Source organism: Burkholderia sp. KBS0801, assembly GCF_005937855.2.
GTDB classification, from domain to species: Bacteria; Pseudomonadota; Gammaproteobacteria; order Burkholderiales; family Burkholderiaceae; genus Burkholderia; species Burkholderia ambifaria.
On sequence record NZ_CP042178.1, the window covers coordinates 862148 to 880574 of the forward strand.

Genomic DNA, 18427 nt, shown 5'->3' on the forward strand with positions numbered 1-18427 from the left:
GATTCCGCTTCCGACGCACATATGTCCATGGCACGCAGGAAGCAGATCCGGGATTCTCAATCCCCAACGAGAGACCCGGAGCCCTGAGCGGACATCCATACGGCCATGCACCGGCCCCGTGTGGATGTCCGCTGATTTTTTTGGTTTTCCGGTTTCTTTAGCCGCCTGCCCGTTCCCGCCCGCCTTGCCCGTTCATTGCCGCTTGCCGCGCGCGACTTCGTCGCCGGCGCCCGGCGGCAGCCGCCGCGTGATCGGAATCGATGCGAACGAACACAGCCCGACCACGACGAACGCGGGCCAGAAATCCGACCACACCATCGTCTGATGGCCCTGCAGCCAGTGCGACACGTGCAGCACGAGGCCGGCGACGGTCACGCCGAGCCCGAGCGACATCTGCTGCACCACGCTGCCGAGGCTCGTCGCGCGGCCCGCGTCGGCCTGCGAGATATCCGCGTAGATCATCGAATTCAGGCTCGTGAACTGCAGCGCGGGGAAGATGCCGCCGACCAGCACGATCATCCAGATCGCCCAGGTGGCCATGCCCGGATGGAACACGCCGTATGCGGCGATCGCGAGGCCCGCGAACGCGGCGTTGTAGATCAGCACCGTGCGAAAGCCGAAGCGGCGCAGCGTATGGGTGGCCGTCGAGCGGCTCACCGCGCCGCCGAGCGCGGATGCGCAGGTGATCAGCCCGGAGTGGAACGCGCTCATGCCGAGGCCTTCCTGCAGCGCGAGCGGCAACAGGAACGGCACCGCGCCGAGGCCGATGCGGAACAGCGATCCGCCGACCACGCTCGCGTGATAGGTCGGAATCTTCAGGAAACTGAGGTCGAGCACCGGCCGCTCCTTGCGGCGCGCGTACGGCACGTAGAGCGCGAGCATCACCGCGCCGGCCGCGCACATCATGAGCGCGTTGCCGCGCGACGTGAGCGAGCCGTCGATCAGCGTGAGGCCCATCAGCAGCAGCGCGGCGCCGCTGGCCGACAGCAGGAAGCCGAACCAGTCGAGCGGGCCCGGGTCGGGCTCGTGCGTGTTCGCGATGTGCTTGCTCGCGACGTAGATCCCGTAGATTCCGATCGGCACGTTGATGAAGAAGATCATCCGCCAGTGCAGGTAGGTCGTGATGAAGCCGCCGACGAGCGGCCCGAGCGTGGGCCCGAACAGCGCGGGAATCGCGAGGTAGTTCATCGCGCGCACGAGATCGGAGCGCGGCACCGCGCGGAAGATGATGATCCGGCCGACCGGCACCATCATCGCGCCGCCGACGCCCTGCACGAAGCGCGCGAACGTGAGCACGCCGAGGGAGTTGGAGGCCGCGCACATCAGCGAGCCGACGACGAAGATGCCGATCGCGGTGCGGAATACGGAGCGCGCGCTGAAGCGGTCGGCGAGCCATCCGCAGATCGGGATGAAGACGCCGAGGCCGACCACGTAGGCCGTGATCGCAATGTTCAGTGTGACGGGATTGTGCCCGAAGTCTCTCGCCATCGCGGGGAGTGCGGTGACGATGATGTTCGCGTCGACGCTTTCCATGAACAACGCACAGGCAACGATGAGCGGTGCTAGAAAGACGGGCGACATGAGCAGGGCGCGCGGTAAAGACGCCATTATGCCCACAATGTGGTCGTTGCGTCACGTCAGGCAACGCCTGTTTCGCATGTTGCAACAGTCGTTCCTGTTACCGTGTCCGGCAAAAGAGACGACTGCGGCGCATGACGTCACCGATGACGCGCGTGTGCGGCCCCGGCAGCGAAACTTGCGTGCGATGCGCGTTTCGTGCGACAGTCGGAACTCATCTGCGACATACAACGACGCGCATCGATCGACGGCCATCGAGACGAGCGCCCGCGCGAACGAGACCCCTGCCGATCCACTCATCATAGAAAGGAGGGGACACGTCATGACGTCACGTCGTGCCGCATCGATCGCATCGCATCCTGCTTCGCACTCGCACTCGCACTCGCACTCGCACTCGCACTCGCACTCGCACTCGCACTCGCACTCGCACTCGCACTCGCACTCGTTCGCGCCCGCGCCCGCGCCCGTGCCGCGCATGCGTTGGGCCGCCGTCCTGGCCGTCGCGTACCTGGCCGTGGCCGGGTGTGCGGCGCAAGCCGACAGCGCAAACCACGCAGCCACGCAGCCGGCCGTGCCAGCCTCGGCGGCGCTCGCGAGTCCGGCCTCCGGCAGCTCGCTGCTGCCGCCGCCGAGCCAGCTCTACGGCGACCTGTTCGTCACGGTGCAGACCGCGCAGCTCTATCCCGACCAGAAGACCTTCGTCGATGCGACGCCCGATACCGATCCCGCGACGATCATGCAGTTGTATCAGCAACAGAAGTCGCAGCCGGGCTTCTCGCTGAAGGCGTTCGTCGACCAGCACTTCACGCCGCCGCCGTCAGGCGGCGTCACGCCGCCCGCGAACCAGACGCTGCGCCAGCACATCGACTGGCTGTGGCCGCAGCTCACGCGCACCAGCACGACGGTGCCGCCGTACAGTTCGCTGATCCCGATGCCGAAGCCGTACGTGGTGCCGGGCGGCCGCTTCCGCGAGGGCTACTACTGGGATACCTATTTCACGATGCTCGGGCTGCAGGTGTCGGGGCGCGAGGATCTCGTCGACGACATGCTCGACAACTTCGCGCATCTGATCGACACGATCGGCCACATCCCGAACGGCAACCGCACGTACTACGCGAGCCGCTCGCAGCCGCCGTTCTTCGCGTACATGGTCACGCTCGCCGCGCAGGCCGAAGGCGACAAGGTCTACCAGAAATACCTGCCGGCGCTGCGCAAGGAGTATGCGTACTGGATGCAGGGCGAGACCACGACGCCGCGCGGGCAGGCTGCGCGCCACGTGGTCGCGATGCCGGACGGCGCGGTGCTGAACCGCTACTGGGACGCGAGCGACACGCCGCGCGACGAGTCGTATTTCGAGGACGTGACGACCGCGAAGGCCGTGCCGGACCGCCCCGCGAACGAGGTGTACCGCGACCTGCGCGCGGGCGCCGAAAGCGGCTGGGACTACAGCTCGCGCTGGTTCGGCGACGGCAAGACGCTCGCGACGATCCGCACGACGTCGATCGTGCCGGTCGACCTGAACAGCCTGATGTTCCATCTCGAGACGACGATCGTGAAGGGCTGCGCGGTCACGCACGACATCGCGTGCGTCGCGGACTTTTCCGCACGGGCGGGCCGCCGCGCGGCCGCGATCAACCACTATCTGTGGAATCGTCACGGCTATTACGGCGACTACGACTGGCAGTTGCGCAAGCCGCGCGACGGCATGACGGCCGCCGCGCTGTATCCGCTGTTCACGAGTGTCGCGTGGCCCGAGCGCGCGAAGGCGACCGCGCGCGAGGTGCGCAAGACGCTGCTGCAGCCGGGCGGCCTCGCGACGACGACCGTGAACACCGGCCAGCAGTGGGATGCGCCGAACGGCTGGGCGCCGCTCCAGTGGATCGCGATCGAAGGGCTGCGCCGTTACGGCGACCCGGCGCTCGCGAAGGACATCGGCACGCGCTTCCTGACCGACGTGAAGCATGTGTATGCGACCGAAGGCAAGCTCGTCGAGAAGTACGTGGTCGAGGGGACGGGCGCGGGCGGCGGCGGGGGCGGCGAATATCCGCTGCAGGACGGCTTCGGCTGGACCAACGGCGTCACGCTGAAACTGCTCGGGCTGTATGGCGAGTGACGGCGCGCGCGCGTCGCGCGCCAGCAGTTGAATGCACAGCGGGCCGGAGCGCCGCGCAAGCGGCAGTCCGGCCCGTGTCGCATGCACGGTGCGTCAGAACGTGATCGTCGTGCGCACGCCGACCACCGTTTCGTCGCCGATGCGCGCGCCGGCCGCGTTCGGGTTCGGGATGCCGCCGCCCGGCCGGAAGAAGTGCTGCAGGTCGGCCTGCAACTGCCACCACGGCGTGACCTGGTACTGATAGGTCGCCTCGATCACCGTTTCCGCGCGGCGCACCGGATAGCCGGGCGTCGTGTAGGCGCCGGTGTCGCCGTCGAGCCCACGCGCGTGCGAGCCGATCTTCGCGTAGCCGATCGCGATGCCGGCCGTATCGTTGTCGCGTCCGGCGAACGGCGCCTTCAGCGTGATGCCGGCATTCGCCGCGAAATCGACGACGTTGCGATCGCCCGGCGAGCCCATCACACGCGCGAACACGCCGACCGAGCGGGGGCTGTCGGCCGACGGCCGCCACACCATCTGATCCGCGACCGCATAGAAGCCGTAGTTGCCGCGATGCGTGGCGGCGATCCCCTTGCTGTCGGGATTCGCGAGCGACAGCCCGTCGGTGCCGAAGCGCGGATCGTTCGCGTGCTGCGACTGATACCAGAAGCCGAGCTTGTACGTGCCAGGCAGGCCGGCCGGTTGCGGCGCCTTCGGATCCGCGGGCGGCGCGTTCAGCGCGTACTGGAGTTCGCCGATCACGAACGCGCCGCTGCGCAGGTTGAAGTTGGTGCCGTGCGCGTTCAGCGACTGGGCGTCGCCGTCGCTGCGGCCGGCCGGGTTGCCGTCGAACACGCCGACCATCGCGGTCCACGCGTCGGCCGGTTTCACGCGCAGCCGCACGCCGAGCGACGACAGCGGATACGCGGGGCCGCCGGCCGGCAGGTCGGTCGCCGGCAGAACGGGCCAGCCGAACGTCGCGTTCATGAACGTCGCCGCGTACTGGCTCACCATGAACTCCTGGTCGACGCTCTGCTGGCCGACCTTCACGTCGGCCTTGCCGTCGAGAAACGCCTGCTGGTACCAGAGCTCCCACAGCCGCGTGGTCGAATTCGCCTCGATGCCGGTCGCGGTCTGCAGCGTCTGCAGGTAGCGCTGCGTGAGGTTGGTGCCGTGGATCTGCAGCCCCGACACGTTGAACGTGCCGCCCGGCAGCCCGATCGCCTTCTCCGTATCGACGTTGAAGCCGAATTGCGTGACGCCCTGGTACGCGCCGCCGCGATTCGTGCCGCCCGCGGTGTTGTACAGGTATTCGCTGGTTTCCTGCAGGCTCAGCGTGACGCCGTGGTCGCCGAGCACGTCGCGCAGGCCGCCCATGTTGCCGAACAGGTTCGAACGGTCCCAGAAGCCGGTGGGGGCGGGCGTGGCGGCATCGGCGGGCTGGGCGGGGGCGGTGTCGCTGGCGGTGGCGCCGGCCGTCGATTCGGCAGCGGCTGGCGACGCCGATTGCGCGAACGCGGGTGCGGCGGCGAGCGACAGGAGCAGCGCCGTGAGCGCATCGAGACGGCGCGTGCGCGCGGGTTCGAAACGATTCTTCATCAGAATTTGCTCCGAGAAATCCCGCCATTTCCCCCAAGGGGACTTCCTTCGGGGCGGATGGCGGGAGGGAAAGGAGTGCTGTTGACAGGCAGCTTCTTCCACGGGTTAGGATCACCGGCATGATTCTTGTCTACCGCTACCGCGTGAAGTCGCTCAACGGACTGCTCAACAAGCAGAGCCGTGCGGTGAACTACGTCTGGAACTTCTGCAACGACACGCAGAAGCACGCGCTTAAGTGGAGCAAGAAGTGGCCGACGGGATTCGATCTGAACGTGCTGACGACGGGGAGCAGCAAGGCGCTCGGCATCCACTCCGGCACGATCAACGCGACGTGCGAGCAATATGCGAAGTCGCGCAGTCAGCACCGTCGGCCCTACCTGCGCTATCGCGGCAGGAAATCGCTGGGCTGGGTGCCGCTGAAGGGGCGTGACCTGAAGCGCGAGGGTGACGCGTTCCGTTTCGCCGGCAACACCTTCCGCGTGTTCAACAGCCGGGCGCTTCCCGAAGGCAAGATCAAGGATGGGACCAACTTTGCGCAGGATGCGCGTGGCAACTGGTTTCTCAACATCGTGATCGAGATGCCCGATGTTCAGGTCCGCCCGATCCGTTCCGGTGTCGGCATCGATCTCGGCCTGAAAGACTTCGCCACACTTTCGACCGGCGAGAAGCTGCCCAATGACCAGTTCGGTCGACGCGCGACGGAAAAGCTGGCGAAAGCGCAACGGGCGCGAAAGCACAAGCGGCATATCGCGAAGCTGCACGCCAAGGTCGCGAATGCCCGTGCCGATTTCCAGCATAAGCTCGCGCTCGATCTGGTGCGGCGTTTCGATTACATCGCGGTCGGCAACGTGTCGGCCGCGAAGCTCGCCAGAACCAGGATGGCGAAGAGCGTCTACGACGCGTCCTGGTCGTCCTTCCGAAACAAGCTCCGTTACAAGGCGATCGCGCACGGGGCCACGTTCGAGGAAGTCGACGAAAGCGGTTCTACCCAGTCCTGTTCGTCGTGCGGATCGAAAGACAGCACGACGCGGCCGAAAGGTATCGCGGGACTGCGAATAAGAGAGTGGGCCTGCAGTGGATGTGGTGTCGTGCATGATCGAGATACCAACGCTGCGCTGAACATTCTCCGATGCGGACGTGCATCGCCAGGTGTGGGAATCACCCGCCTTTAGGCGGGTGAGGACGTCAAGTGTGTTCCGTTATTCGAGTGCTGGGTCGGGCTGGACAGAGGGCGGCGTGAGGCGATCGCATGTGTGCGGGCGGCGCATGGGCACACGGCCGCGCAGCGCCGCGCTGCCCATTACGGCAGCCAGCCGCCGATACGCCATGCCTGGGTGAAGCCGAGGCGCGACGCGGCCGTGCAGAGCAACACGACGAGCGCGACGGCGGCCGCCATCGCGCCGGCCAGCATGCAGTCGAGCGGGCGCGGGGCCGCCGGCCTATGCGCGAGCGCGCTGCCGCGCCGGTTGCCGAGCGCTTCGGCAAGCGCTTCGGCAAGCGGTGAAACCGACAGGCGATCGCACGTGACGTGCAGGCGCCGCTTGAGTTTTGCGGCGAGCGATTGAAAGAACATGGCGTACCTCCGTCCGGTCCGGAGCATACCGGACGACGTGATCGAGCGCAGGCACGACGCGGCCTGCGATCGGCGGTTGGAACGTAACGGAGCGTGCGACTGACGAACCGGCGAGGCCGGTCCGGGAGGAAGCGCGCTAACCCGACGAAGCGAGCTAGCGGCGAAGGACATGCGTCCGGCTGCTATCTCGCGATGGCTTGGCCGGCCTGAGCCGGCATCGAACTACAACTAGAGCATGTGTCCACGGAGGGACTCCCTTGATGATCCGGAGCGGATTGTAGTCGCGCGTTTTGGTGCGGTGCAAGCAAAAAACGTCGGCTTTACGCACATCGCCGCAGTGTCGCAGCGGCGGGTGCGGCCCGGGCGGCGCGCGCTACAGCCGCCCGCCGCCCGCTTGTGGGGACTGTTGCTCGCACGCATCGGAGGCACGCGCCGGCCCGTGCGTTGAAAGGTTGCGGCGCGCCATTCCGGGCGCAAATCTTTCAGCGTCCGGTGCCGGAAAAAATATTCCCCGAACGGGATGGCAGAGGGTTGACTTCCGTTTCGGCCGGTCCATAGAATCCGGCATCTTCACTCTTGGGGCCGCCGCCTTGGACGCCTGCAGTAGTCGATCTTCGAACGAAATTTCCGCCTGAGCGACCGACGTCCGCGCCTCATCGAAGCCGCCGTTTGTCCCCCAGGCAAACGGTGCGCGCAGCAGTATTTCGCAGTAACCCCCTACGTGCACCCTGATTCGCGCCGGTCAGCGTGATGCCTTTGCGCATGCGCGATCCGGATTCGCCGCCGCCTGGTGCGCGGCCGCGTTCGCGCATGCGTTTCGCATGCAGCCGAACCGCGGTCGGCGCGTCGGACGGCGGTCAACCGTGTTTTCCGGAACACCGCACAGGAGCCGCCATGAACGACAGTGACAGTTGTCCCTTATGCCCGTTGCGTCAACAGACCCTTTTGAACCCGGGTCGCAGGGACATGCCGGCCGACTAGCCTGACACGTCGTTCAGGCCCCGGACTGGCCCCGCGCCCACCACGCGGCCGGCACGCATGCCGTCGCCGCCCGGAGCCAGACCATGAACTTCGGCCTTCTGCTGTCGAATCTTCCGCAAGTCACGCAATCGCGTTCGCACTACGACGCGATGCTGACGTTCGACGCCCGTCCGCGGGTGTTCTCCCGGTTGTTGAACCAACTCAAGTCGTTGTTCCACTGACGCACCGAGCGCGTCTCGGCATGCGCACGTGGGCCGTTCCGCGCGCGTATGCCAAGGCCACACGCTTGGCCGGATAAAAAACCAGCCGTACGGAATTCATCATGTCCACGCCATCCAACGTCTCTCCACCGATCGCCGTCGAGCGCAGCGCCGTGCTCGACGAAGCCCATCTGGGCGACATCCGCGGTGCCCTCGGCACGATCGCGCATCACGACACCGCCGCGCGGCGCACGTGGTGGGCGCGGCTGCGCACGCTGCTCGCGATCATCGGCCCCGGCCTGATCGTGATGGTCGGCGACAACGACGCGGGCGCATTCGGCACCTACACGCAGGCCGGCCAGAACTACGGCACGACGCTGCTGTGGACGCTGCTGCTGCTGGTGCCCGTGCTGTACGTGAACCAGGAAATGGTGCTGCGCCTCGGCGCGGTCACGCGCGTCGGCCATGCGCGCCTGATCTTCGAGCGCTTCGGCCGGTTCTGGGGTGCGTTCAGCGTGATCGACCTGTTCCTGCTCAATGCGCTGACGATCGTCACCGAGTTCATCGGCATCACGTTCGTGCTGGCTTTCTTCGGGCTCCCGAAGGTTGCGGGCGTGTGCGTGGCGGCCGCGCTGACGATGGCCGCGGTGAGTACCGGCGACTTCCGGCGCTTCGAGCGGTTCGCGATCGTGCTGTGCGTGCTGAGCCTGCTGCTCGTGCCGGTGCTCGTGTCGATCCACCCGCCGGTGTCGCAGATGTCGCGCGACTTCTTCGTGCCGACCTGGCCCGCGCACGCGAAGCTGTCCGACGTGATGCTGCTCGTGATCGGCATCGTCGGCACGACGGTCGCGCCGTGGCAGCTGTTCTTTCAGCAGAGCTACGTGATCGACAAGCGCATCACGCCGCGCTTCATGAAGTACGAGAAGGTCGACCTGTGGATCGGCATCGCGTTCGTGCTGATCGGCGCGGTCGCGATGATCGGCTTCAGCGCCGCGCTGTTCGGCGGCCATCCGGAAGCCGGCAATTTCACCGACGCGGGCGGCGTGATCGCGGGCCTCGAGAAGTATGCGGGCCGCACGGGCGCGACGCTGTTCGCGGTCGCGCTGCTCGACGCGTGCATCATCGGCGCGGCGGCGGTGTCGCTGTCGACGGCATACGCGATCGGCGACGTGTTCAAGATCCGTCATTCGCTGCATCGCGGCGTGTCCGATGCGAAGGGCTTCTATCTCGTCTACTTCGGGATCGTCGCGGCTGCTGCCGCGCTCGTGCTGATCCCGGGCAGCCCGCTCGGCCTGTTGACCGAAGCGGTGCAGACGCTCGCGGGCGTGCTGCTGCCGAGCGCGACGGTGTTCCTGCTCGTGCTCTGCAACGACCGCCAGGTCCTCGGCCCGTGGGTCAACTCGACGAAGCTCAACGTGTTTACGGGCGCGGTGATCTGGGTGCTCGTGCTGCTGTCGATCATCCTGACCGCGTCGGTGATGTATCCGGACATCAGCGGCGAAGCGATCGTCGACGTGCTGGTCGGCGGCACGGTGCTCGCGATCGCCGGCTATCTCGCGACGGTGCTGATCCGCCGCAACAAGCGCGTCGTCGAGCCGGGCATCGATCGTGCGGCGCGCGACACGTGGCGCATGCCGCCGCTCGACTCGCTCGAGCCGCAGAAGATGACGGTCGCGACGCGTGTGTGGATGGCCGTGCTGCGCGGCTATCTGGTGGTCGCGGTCGGTCTCGTGATCGTCAAGGTCGTGCAGATGACGCTGATGAAGTAGCGGCGCGCGTCATCCTCGCTTCAGCACATGCAACATGCCGGCCCGCGAGGCCGGCATGTTGCATGTGCGGGCAGCGCGTCAGATCAGCTCGAGCTTCGACGTGAGGTACGTGAGCTGGATCCGGTTTGCGACGCCGAAGCGCTTGCGCAGCTTGCGCAGGTGATAGTCGACGTTGTGCGCGCTGGTGTCGAGGCGCCGGCCGATCTCCTTGTCGGATGCGCCTTCCGCGATACCCAGCAGCAGTTCCTGCTCGAACGGCGTGAGCCCGTTGACCGCGCGCTCGCGCGACGTCGCGATCAGTTGCGGCGACGCGAACTTGTGCACCGACAGTCCGATCGACAGCGCCTGCTCGATCGTCGCCGGCGTGATCCACTCGCGCGTGCGGCGCGGTGCGGTGAAGCTCATGAACGCGTGCAGCCGCGTGCCGGGCACGGCCATCGAATACATGATGCCGCTGCACATCCCGTCGTCCTGCATCGTCTGCAGGAAACCGTCGAGCGCGGCGGGCGTCACGCACGGGCCGCTGTCGCGCTCTCGGTGTTCGCGGCGCAGCTGCTGCAGGTCCCACACGATCGGCATGTTGCACACGCGCGCGTCGAGCGTGCGCGGATCGATGTCGTGGTGGTTGTGCCGCACGTAGTCGCCACGGTAGGTGTTCGGCGTGAACGCCTCGTGCAGGTAGAGACTTTCGACGCGCTCGCGCGAGAATTCGAGCGCGAAGTACGCGAACGTCGAGAAGCCCGTCAGGTGCAGCAGGCTGGCGACGATCCGGTTGCGTTCCGCCGTGCTCTGCGCGTTCGCGAGCGTATCGGCGACGCCGAGCTTCGGCGCATGCGGCTGCGTGATGTCGCCGCGCTTCAAGTCATCGCACCAGACGACCTGCACCGGGCGCTCTCTCGACGCGTCGGCGCAGGCCACCGTCCGCCGGGGCGAACGGGGTACGGTTGGGGCGACCGCTTCTTCTTGCAATGCAATATCGGACATGAGCCATCCCTCGGAATCGACGCGCATCGCGTTGCGGCGGCCGTGTCGTGCACGGCGCTCGCGACGGTGCGATCGAGCATCTTTATGATATGCGCCGATCGTCATCCAGACGAAACGCGGGGGCATTGTACAAAAATGCCTGTGTGCGCGTAATATGCCGTAATACTAATGCGGACGAAAGGTTCATATCCGCACCCGTATAGAGACAACCAGAAAATCATAAAGAAAAGACCAGGTAGTGACGGGGCACGTTCACATATTGGGAAGGGGTGGGCTGCTCATGACATATGCTGACGACGCGCCACGCGTCGAGTGGTTTTCGCAAGCCGATATCGCGGCCGCTGCCGCTTATTCGAAAGAAATTCATGCATTCGAGCGCGACGTTTTTACCGGTATTCAAATCGCGCCCGGTAAGTCCGACCTGAGTCTCGTCGACTTCGCCCAATGCCATGCGCGATTGCGGCAAATCGGTTTCAGCACGCTCGGCTACGGCGCCTACGAGATGATCGGGCGGCGCATCCTGTGCGCGCATCTGCTGCGCGACCTCGCGCCCGCGACGTTCATGCAGCCGTATATCGACGGCATGCTCTACGAGAGCGACCCGCGTTTCGCCGAGGTGCGGCAGAGCGGCTTTCCGGTCGCGTGGCGGCTCGACGAGATCGAGTCGGCCGCGCAGGGCAGTGGCGACCGCAAGGTGCTCGCGCTGGCCGGCCATTTGCGTGCGCACGCAATGAACAGCGGCGTGATCTTCAGCCTGTCGGCGCCGCGGCTCGACCTGCGCGTCGCGGTGAACGTCACGTCGGAAGCCCACGGCACCGAGTGGATCGACGATCGCGTGATCGGCGGCGCGCTGTCGGTGAGTCTTGCCGTGCACCGCATCGCGCTGCCGTTTCTCGAGGCGCGCATCGCGCGCATGCGCGGCTTCGCGCTCGGCGACGAGCAGCAGCAGGTGCTCGAGCGCCTCGTGCACGGGCTGTCCGACCAGGAGATCGCCAGCGCGTTGCGCACGTCGCTGCACAAGGTCGGTCACCATATCCGCTCACTCGAAAAACTCTTCAACGTCCAGAACCGCGCGCAGCTCGCGTACCTCGCCGCGCGCCGTCTGCAGTCCTGACCCCTTCCGTGCGCGCGGCGCCCGCCGCGCGATGGAAGCGGTTCCGACGACGGGCCACCGCACGCGCCACCGGGTTTCGTAGTCCGATCCGATCGTTGCCGGAAAACCGCCGCGACGCTACGAGGCGCGTCCCTTTTCACGCGGTTTCCCGTCGCTACACTCGTCCCATTCAACGGTCCGAGCGACGCGGGGCATGACGGCCCGCGCCCGCCGGCAACAACGACAGGACGACGGCACGATGGCAGAACCGAAGGCGCTCCCTCGCGACTGGCAGCGGATCTTTTCCGCCGGCCGCAGCGTGTCCGGGCGGCGCCTCGGGGCGTCGCCGCGCGCCGACCTGTTTCTCGCCGGCTTCATCGTGTCGGTGGTCGCGCTGTTCATCCTGCCGCTGCCGCAGGCCGCGCTCGACGGGATGATCTCGCTGAACCTCGCGGCGAGCGTCGTGCTGCTGACGGTGTCGACCTACGTGCCGTCGGCGGTCAGCTTTTCGTCGTTTCCCGCGCTGCTGCTGTTCACCACGCTGTTCCGGCTCGCGCTGAACATCGCGTCGTGCAAGCTGATCCTGCTGCACGCGAACGCGGGCCACGTGATCGACGCGTTCGGGCGGCTCGTGGTCGGCAACAACGTCGTGGTGGGCGGCGTGGTGTTCCTCGTGATCGCCGTCGTGCAGTTCATCGTGATCGCGAAGGGCTCCGAACGGGTCGCCGAAGTCGGCGCGCGCTTCTCGCTCGACGCGATGCCGGGCAAGCAGATGAGCATCGATGCCGACCTGCGCGCGGGCATCATCAGTGCAGACGAAGCGCGCGAGCGCCGCGAGAAGCTCGAGCAGGAATCGCAGATGCACGGCGCGATGGACGGCGCGATGAAGTTCGTGAAGGGCGACGCGATCGCCGGCCTCGTGATCGCGTTCATCAACATCGTCGCGGGGATCGCGGTTGGCACGCTGATGCACGGCATGGATATCGGCGAGGCGCTGCAGCGTTACGCGATCCTGACGGTCGGCGACGGGATGGCGTCGCAGATTCCGTCGCTGCTGGTGTCGATCGCGGCCGGCATCGTGACGACGCGCGTCGCGACGCGCGACACGCGCCAGCGCCAGCTCGGCGAACAGCTGGGCGAGCAGCTCGGCGCGCATCCGCGTGCGCTGCTGATCGCGGCGCTCGTGCTCGCGGGCTTTCTCGTCGTACCCGGTTTCCCGAAATGGTCGTTCGCGTTGATCGCGCTCGGCCTCGGCGCGTTCGCCGTCACGCAGTTGAAGCGCAAGACGACCGCGCCGAGCTTCAACCTGATTCATATCGCCGGACGCATCGGCGCGACCGACGATGGCCAGCCCGCGAAGGTGTCGCATGCGGCGGGCGTCACGTCGCTGATCGCGGTGTCGCTGTCGGACGACCTGCGCACGACGCTGAATCTCGCGCAGCTGCAGACCGCGCTGTCGAGCGCGAAGGCGCGCGTCGATGCGGACATCGGCACGGTGTTTCCGCGCATCACGCTGAACGACGACGAGGGCGCGCCGGCCAGTACCTACCGGATCTATCTTCAGGACGTGCTCGCCGCGCATGGCGCGCTGAAGCCGGGCTGGCTGCTGTGGGACGGCGTCGCGCCGCTGCCGGAGCGCGCGGAGCGCCAGCCGGCCGAGGCCTTCGGCCCGTTCGCGACCGCGCTGTGGATCAAGCCCGACGGCCCGGCGCCGGACGGCAAGTGGCTGACGAGCGAAGGCGCGCTCGCCGCGCACGTCGAGCAGATCGTGCGCCAGCACGCGGACGAGCTGCTCGGCATCCAGGAGACGCAGGCGCTCGTGCACCTGGTGCGCCGCGAGCACCCCGAACTGGTCGGCGAACTGACGCGGCTCGTGCCGCTGCAGCGCGTGACCGAGGTGCTGCGCCGGCTGCTCGCCGAACAGGTGCCGATCCGCAACCTGCGCGTGATCTTCGAGAGCCTGATCACGTGGGCGCCGAACGAACCGGACGACGTGATCGCGCTGGTCGAGCTGGTGCGCGTCGACCTGCGCCGGATGATTACCGATCGCCATGCGGGCTCGGCGCGCCAGCTGCGCGTCGTGCTGTTCGAGCAGAACCTGCAGGAGCGGATCGAGAACGCGGTGATGCGCACCAAGCAAGGCAATTTCCTCGCGCTGTCGAGCGCGATCAAGCAGGACATCGGCGAGCAGGTGCGCGCGATCGTGCAGGCCGCGCAGGCGAGCGGCGCCGGCGGCCACGGCAACCCGCAGGGTGCGCCGCGGCTCGCGGTGATGGTCGCGCTCGGCGCGCGCCGCTACGTGAAGACGATCCTCCAGCCGGTGCTGCCCGATCTCGCGGTGCTGTCGTACCAGGAGGTCGAGGAAGACGTGCAGCTCCATACGGTCGGCTGGGTGAAGAACCCGCCCGACGACGGCACGCTCGGCGCGGGCGCCGGCGTGCGCGCGCCCGGAGTCGTGCAATGACGAGCTCGACGATCCTCGACCTGACGCGGCAGGCGCTGATGCTGGTGCTGCTGCTGTCGCTGCCGATCGTGCTGATCGCGACCGTTACCGGCCTCGTCGTCGCGATCCTGCAGGCGGTCACGCAGGTGCAGGACGCCAACATCGGCATCGCGGTGCGGCTGATCGCCGTGATGGTCGCGCTGGTGCTGCTGTCGGGCTGGCTCGGCAGCGAGGTGCTGCGCTTCGCGCAGCAGGCGCTTGAACGCATGTTCGTTTCTTCCACAGGAGTGCTTTGATGCGTCAACGCGTCGCCCCGATCCGGTTTCAACCGCGCCGCCTGCAACGGGTTGCGCTCGCCATGTGCGCGACCGCGCTGCTCACGGCGTCGCTGTGCATGACGATCGCGCAGCCGGCGCGCGCGGCCGACCTGCGCTGGCGCAACAAGCCGTTCACGATCGTCGCGAACGGCAAGAAGATCGGCGACTTCATTCGCGAGCTCGCGTCGTCGCAGGGCGTGACGGCCGTGGTCGACCCGAAGGTGGACGGTGTCATCAGCGGCCGCTTCTCGGGCACGCCGCAGCAGACGCTCGATACGATCTGCTCGACCTACGGGCTCACGTGGTACTACGACGGCTCGTTCCTGTACGTCGATCCGGCCGACCAGTCGCAGACGCAGATGATTCCGATCCCGCCGAACGCGGCCGGCGAGATCGGCCGCTCGCTGCAGGCGATGCAGATTCCCGACAAGCGCTACACGCTCGTGATCAACGACCGCGCGAACAGCGTGTACGTGGCCGGCCCGCGCCGCTATGTCGAACTCGTGCGCCAGGCGGTCGGCTCGGTCGGCGATCCGTCGGCGAACGGCGCGCATGCGGACATCCGCGCGTTCCGGCTCAGGTACGGCTGGGCGTCCGATTTCACGATCAACCGCTCGGGCAAGGAAGTGACGGTGCCGGGCGTCGCGACGATCCTGCGCCGGCTGTTCGGCAAGGGCGGCGGCACGAACGAGCCGCCGTCGAGCACGCCGCTCGGGCAGGCCGCGCGCCAGGTGAAGCTCGGCTCGGGGCTGACGATCGCGGTGCCGCGGCTCGACTTCCCGGACATTTCCGGCGGCGCGCGCCAGGGCAGCTATGGCGGCGCCGACGGCGCGGCCGGCGGCTTCTCGCCGTTCTCGAACGCGGGCGGCGACACGCTGCCGCAGATCGTCGCCGATCCGGCGATCAACGCGGTGATCGTGCGCGACCTGCCGGAGAACATGTACCGCTACCAGTCGCTGATCAACCAGCTCGACGAGCGGCCGCGCATCGTCGAGATCAACGTGACGATCATCGACATCAACGAGGATTCGCTCGACAGCCTCGGGATCGACTGGCGCCTGCACACGACGCACGGCGATGTGCAGATCGGCAACGGCCAGAACCCGCTGAACGGCAACACGCAGTACAACGGCGCCGGCAACCCGCCGCTGACGTTCGGCATTGGCACCTCCGAAACCGGGCAGACCGGCGCCTTCCTGCCGACCGGCATCGCGCTCACCGCATCGATCGGCGGCTCGCTGCGCAACTACCTGCTCACGCGCGTGAACGCGCTCGCCCAGAAAGGGCAGGCGCAGCTGCGCTCGAAGCCGAAGGTGCTCGCGCTCGACAACACCGAGGCCATTCTCGAGAACCTCACGCAGTTCTACGTGCAGGTGCAGGGCTACCAGGATTCGTCGCTGTACAGCGTGACGACCGGCACCAGCATCAAGGTGACGCCGATGATCGTCGACGAGGCGATCCGCAATGCGGCGGCCGTGTCGGGTAATCCGCAGAGCGTGATGATGTCGATCGACATCCAGGACGGCAACATCGTGCCGGGGCAGGCGGTGTCGAACGTGCCGGTGATCCAGCAGCGCAACATCGTCACCAAGACGATGATCGACGAAGGCAAGAGCCTGCTGATCGCGGGCTTCAACGACGACGAGGTGCGGCTGAACAAGAGCGGCGTACCGTGGCTGTCGGACATTCCGCTGATCGGCAACCTGTTCAAGTACACCGACAAGTCGGGCAACCACATGGAGCGGTTCTACCTGCTGACGCCGCGCGTGGTGACGACCGCGTCGATGTACGCGCCGGACGGCTCGCCCGTGAACCCGGGCGCGGACGGGCCGGCCGATCCGAGCGGCGCGTCGATGTATCGCCCGCCGGACAACGACATCGCGGTGCCGCTGACGCCCGCGCCGCTGCCCGGTACGAAGTTCGGCCCGCCCGCGCTGCCGCCGCCGTCGGATGCGGTGTCGCGGCCCGTGGCGACGACCGCAGGAGCGCCTACCCATGTCGACGACCATCATTGAGCCGCACGGCGACGGCACGGTGCCCGGCGGCGCGGCGGGCGGGGCGGCCGCACTCGCGTCGCCGTGGAACCTGTGCTTTCTCAGCGGGCCGATGTACGGCCGCACGATGTCGCTCGCGCGCGGCGCGAACTGGGTCGGCACCGCGGCCGATTGCGAAGTGATCCTGCCCGATCGCGAGATCGGCGCGAAACAGGTATGCCTGCAGGTCGGCGCGCTTGCGGTGACCGTGCAGAACCACGGCGGCGACGGCGGCGCGCCGGTGCTGTTCAACGACGAGCCGCTCGGCGCCGGCCGCCGCTCGATGACGCCGCAGGACGTCGTGACGGTCGGTTCCATCAAGCTCGGCATCGCGCGTCACGCGCAGGCGAGCGTCGCGGTGCCCGACGAGGCCGACGCGCCGGACGCCGCGCGCGAGGCCGCATGGCTCGGCTGGCTCACCGGTGGCCTGCGCCGCCTTGGCAGCCGGCGGCTCGTGATCGCGCTCGTCGCGTTGTGGATCGGCGTGTTGCTCGGCGCGCTCGGCTACGGCTTCGTCGCGTGGTCGGGGCGCCTGCCGTGGCAGCACGAATCGGTGCTCGCGCGCACGCACCGGCTGCAGCAGCAGCTGCATGCGTATCCGGAACTCGCCGTCGCGCCGCGCGACGACGGCGTGATCGTGTCGGGCTACGTGAGCGATGCGGCCGCGCGCGAGCGCGTCGCGCAGATCGTCGCGGGCGTCGACAACGCGGCGCTCGGCAACATCTACGTCGTGAGCGATCTCGTCGCGACCGCGCAGACGTATTTCAGCGACACGGCGCTGACGGTCACCTATCTCGGCCGCGGCCGGATCGAATTGACGGGGGCGGCCGAGCGCGCGCAGATCGAGCCGCGCATCCGCAACTACATGAAGGATGCACGCCCGGCGCTGGAGGTGGTCGACCACGTGCGCGACGCCGATGCGGCCGCGCCGCGCACCGCGACGACGCTCGGCGGTGTCGCCGGGATTCCGGAGATCACGACGGTCTTCGCGGGTGACGGCGACCAGCGTTATATCGAGACCGTCGACGGCAGCCGCTATTTCGAAGGCGCGCGGCTGAAGGAAGGGCCGACGGTCGTGTCGATCGGGCCCGACGAAGTGGTGTTCGAGCGCAACGGGCAGCGCATCACGATGCCGCTCGGCGGCTCGTCCGCGAGCGCGCCCGCGCAGGCGCCGGCGCCGCCCGTGCCGCCGCTCGCGAGCGGTGCGGCGGCCGGGGTCGCGCAGCCGGTGCCGGGGCCGACGCTGTTGCCGGATGCGCCGGCGGCACCGGCAGGCGCGTCCGTCGCGGCCGCCGGCGCATTGAAAGGGGCGGCGCACTAGCGCCGCGACGGGACATGACAGGCGCATCGCGTATCGCGCGGTGCGCGCAGGACGCGACGCGCCGCACACGAGCGGCGCGTCACGGTGCCGGCGGGGCATGGGGCCGCGTCGGAAAGTGGGTGATGTTCATCACGTAAAGGAGCGAATCATGGGTGCCTCGGCAGCGGGTAGTACGGGTGGTGCAGACAACACGCAGCAAGTCCAGCAACAGGCGGACGACCTGACCAAGACGCAGCTCGAACTGACGAAGATCAACTTCCAGGTTCAGCAGTCGACCGCGACGTTCGAAACCAGCAACGCAGTGACCGCGCAGGAAGGGACGGCGAACGCCCAGGTTGCGCAACACCTGAGTTCCGCCGGCCGCGCATGACGCCGGTCGCCGGCCGTGCCGCGCGACGCCACATGCCGGGGCCGCCCGTGTCGGGCGCCCGGTGGGGCGTGGGT

General features: G+C 67.7%; 14 protein-coding genes. 10 read left to right on the forward strand and 4 right to left on the reverse strand.

Annotated elements, in window-relative coordinates:
- Positions 1-192: 192 nt before the first annotated feature.
- Positions 193-1581, reverse strand: a complete 1389-nt coding sequence (locus FFI87_RS20760; RefSeq protein ID WP_012366503.1) for an MFS transporter — start codon at positions 1579-1581, stop codon at positions 193-195.
- Between the two features lie 319 nt (positions 1582-1900).
- On the opposite strand from FFI87_RS20760, the gene treA reads away from it, so the two are divergent.
- Positions 1901-3691, forward strand: coding sequence for an alpha,alpha-trehalase TreA (treA, locus tag FFI87_RS20770; RefSeq protein ID WP_186381751.1), 1791 nt, complete (start codon positions 1901-1903; stop codon positions 3689-3691).
- A 93-nt stretch (positions 3692-3784) separates the two neighbouring features.
- On the opposite strand, the gene FFI87_RS20775 is transcribed toward treA, so the two are convergent.
- Positions 3785-5269, reverse strand: a complete 1485-nt coding sequence (locus FFI87_RS20775) for a carbohydrate porin (RefSeq protein WP_138849281.1) — start codon at positions 5267-5269, stop codon at positions 3785-3787.
- Positions 5270-5388: 119 nt separating this feature from the next.
- On the opposite strand from FFI87_RS20775, the gene FFI87_RS20780 reads away from it, so the two are divergent.
- Positions 5389-6441 (forward strand): RNA-guided endonuclease InsQ/TnpB family protein, encoded by a 1053-nt coding sequence (locus FFI87_RS20780; protein WP_138849280.1) that lies wholly within the window; start codon positions 5389-5391, stop codon positions 6439-6441.
- Positions 6442-6569: 128 nt separating this feature from the next.
- Here the strand turns inward: FFI87_RS20780 and FFI87_RS20785 are convergent, their stop codons facing one another.
- Complete coding sequence (locus FFI87_RS20785; RefSeq protein WP_138849278.1) at positions 6570-6842, reverse strand: hypothetical protein; 273 nt, start codon at positions 6840-6842, stop codon at positions 6570-6572.
- 1064 nt (positions 6843-7906) lie between these two features.
- Here FFI87_RS20785 and FFI87_RS34545 point away from each other — a divergent pair.
- Positions 7907-8044, forward strand: a complete 138-nt coding sequence (locus FFI87_RS34545) for a hypothetical protein (RefSeq protein WP_186381752.1) — start codon at positions 7907-7909, stop codon at positions 8042-8044.
- Positions 8045-8145: 101 nt separating this feature from the next.
- A complete protein-coding gene (locus FFI87_RS20790) occupies positions 8146-9792 on the forward strand; it encodes an NRAMP family divalent metal transporter (protein WP_138849276.1) in 1647 nt (548 codons plus the stop codon).
- Between the two features lie 78 nt (positions 9793-9870).
- Here the strand turns inward: FFI87_RS20790 and FFI87_RS20795 are convergent, their stop codons facing one another.
- Entirely contained in the window at positions 9871-10776 is a 906-nt protein-coding gene (locus tag FFI87_RS20795) for a helix-turn-helix transcriptional regulator (protein WP_012366498.1), read from the reverse strand.
- Positions 10777-11056: 280 nt separating this feature from the next.
- Here FFI87_RS20795 and FFI87_RS20800 point away from each other — a divergent pair, with 280 nt between their 5' ends.
- From FFI87_RS20800 to FFI87_RS20825, 6 genes are all read left to right on the forward strand, one after another.
- A complete protein-coding gene (locus FFI87_RS20800) occupies positions 11057-11890 on the forward strand; it encodes a helix-turn-helix transcriptional regulator (RefSeq protein ID WP_012366497.1) in 834 nt (277 codons plus the stop codon).
- A gap of 238 nt (positions 11891-12128) precedes the next feature.
- Entirely contained in the window at positions 12129-14333 is a 2205-nt protein-coding gene (gene sctV, locus FFI87_RS20805) for a type III secretion system export apparatus subunit SctV (protein WP_138849274.1), read from the forward strand.
- Positions 14330-14608: a type III secretion system export apparatus subunit SctS gene (gene sctS / locus FFI87_RS20810; protein WP_006751731.1), complete on the forward strand. Its 279-nt coding sequence runs from the start codon at positions 14330-14332 to the stop codon at positions 14606-14608. The genes sctV and sctS overlap by 4 nt, the downstream gene beginning before the upstream one ends.
- Positions 14608-16644 (forward strand): type III secretion system outer membrane ring subunit SctC, encoded by a 2037-nt coding sequence (gene sctC, locus FFI87_RS20815; protein WP_138849272.1) that lies wholly within the window; start codon positions 14608-14610, stop codon positions 16642-16644. Before sctS ends, sctC begins: the two co-directional genes overlap by 1 nt.
- The gene (sctD, locus tag FFI87_RS20820) at positions 16625-17983 is read left to right on the forward strand and encodes a type III secretion system inner membrane ring subunit SctD (RefSeq protein ID WP_138849270.1); all 1359 of its coding nucleotides are present in this window, start codon (positions 16625-16627) and stop codon (positions 17981-17983) included. Before sctC ends, sctD begins: the two co-directional genes overlap by 20 nt.
- A gap of 148 nt (positions 17984-18131) precedes the next feature.
- Positions 18132-18353: a hypothetical protein gene (locus FFI87_RS20825; protein ID WP_012366493.1), complete on the forward strand. Its 222-nt coding sequence runs from the start codon at positions 18132-18134 to the stop codon at positions 18351-18353.
- Positions 18354-18427: the final 74 nt, after the last annotated feature.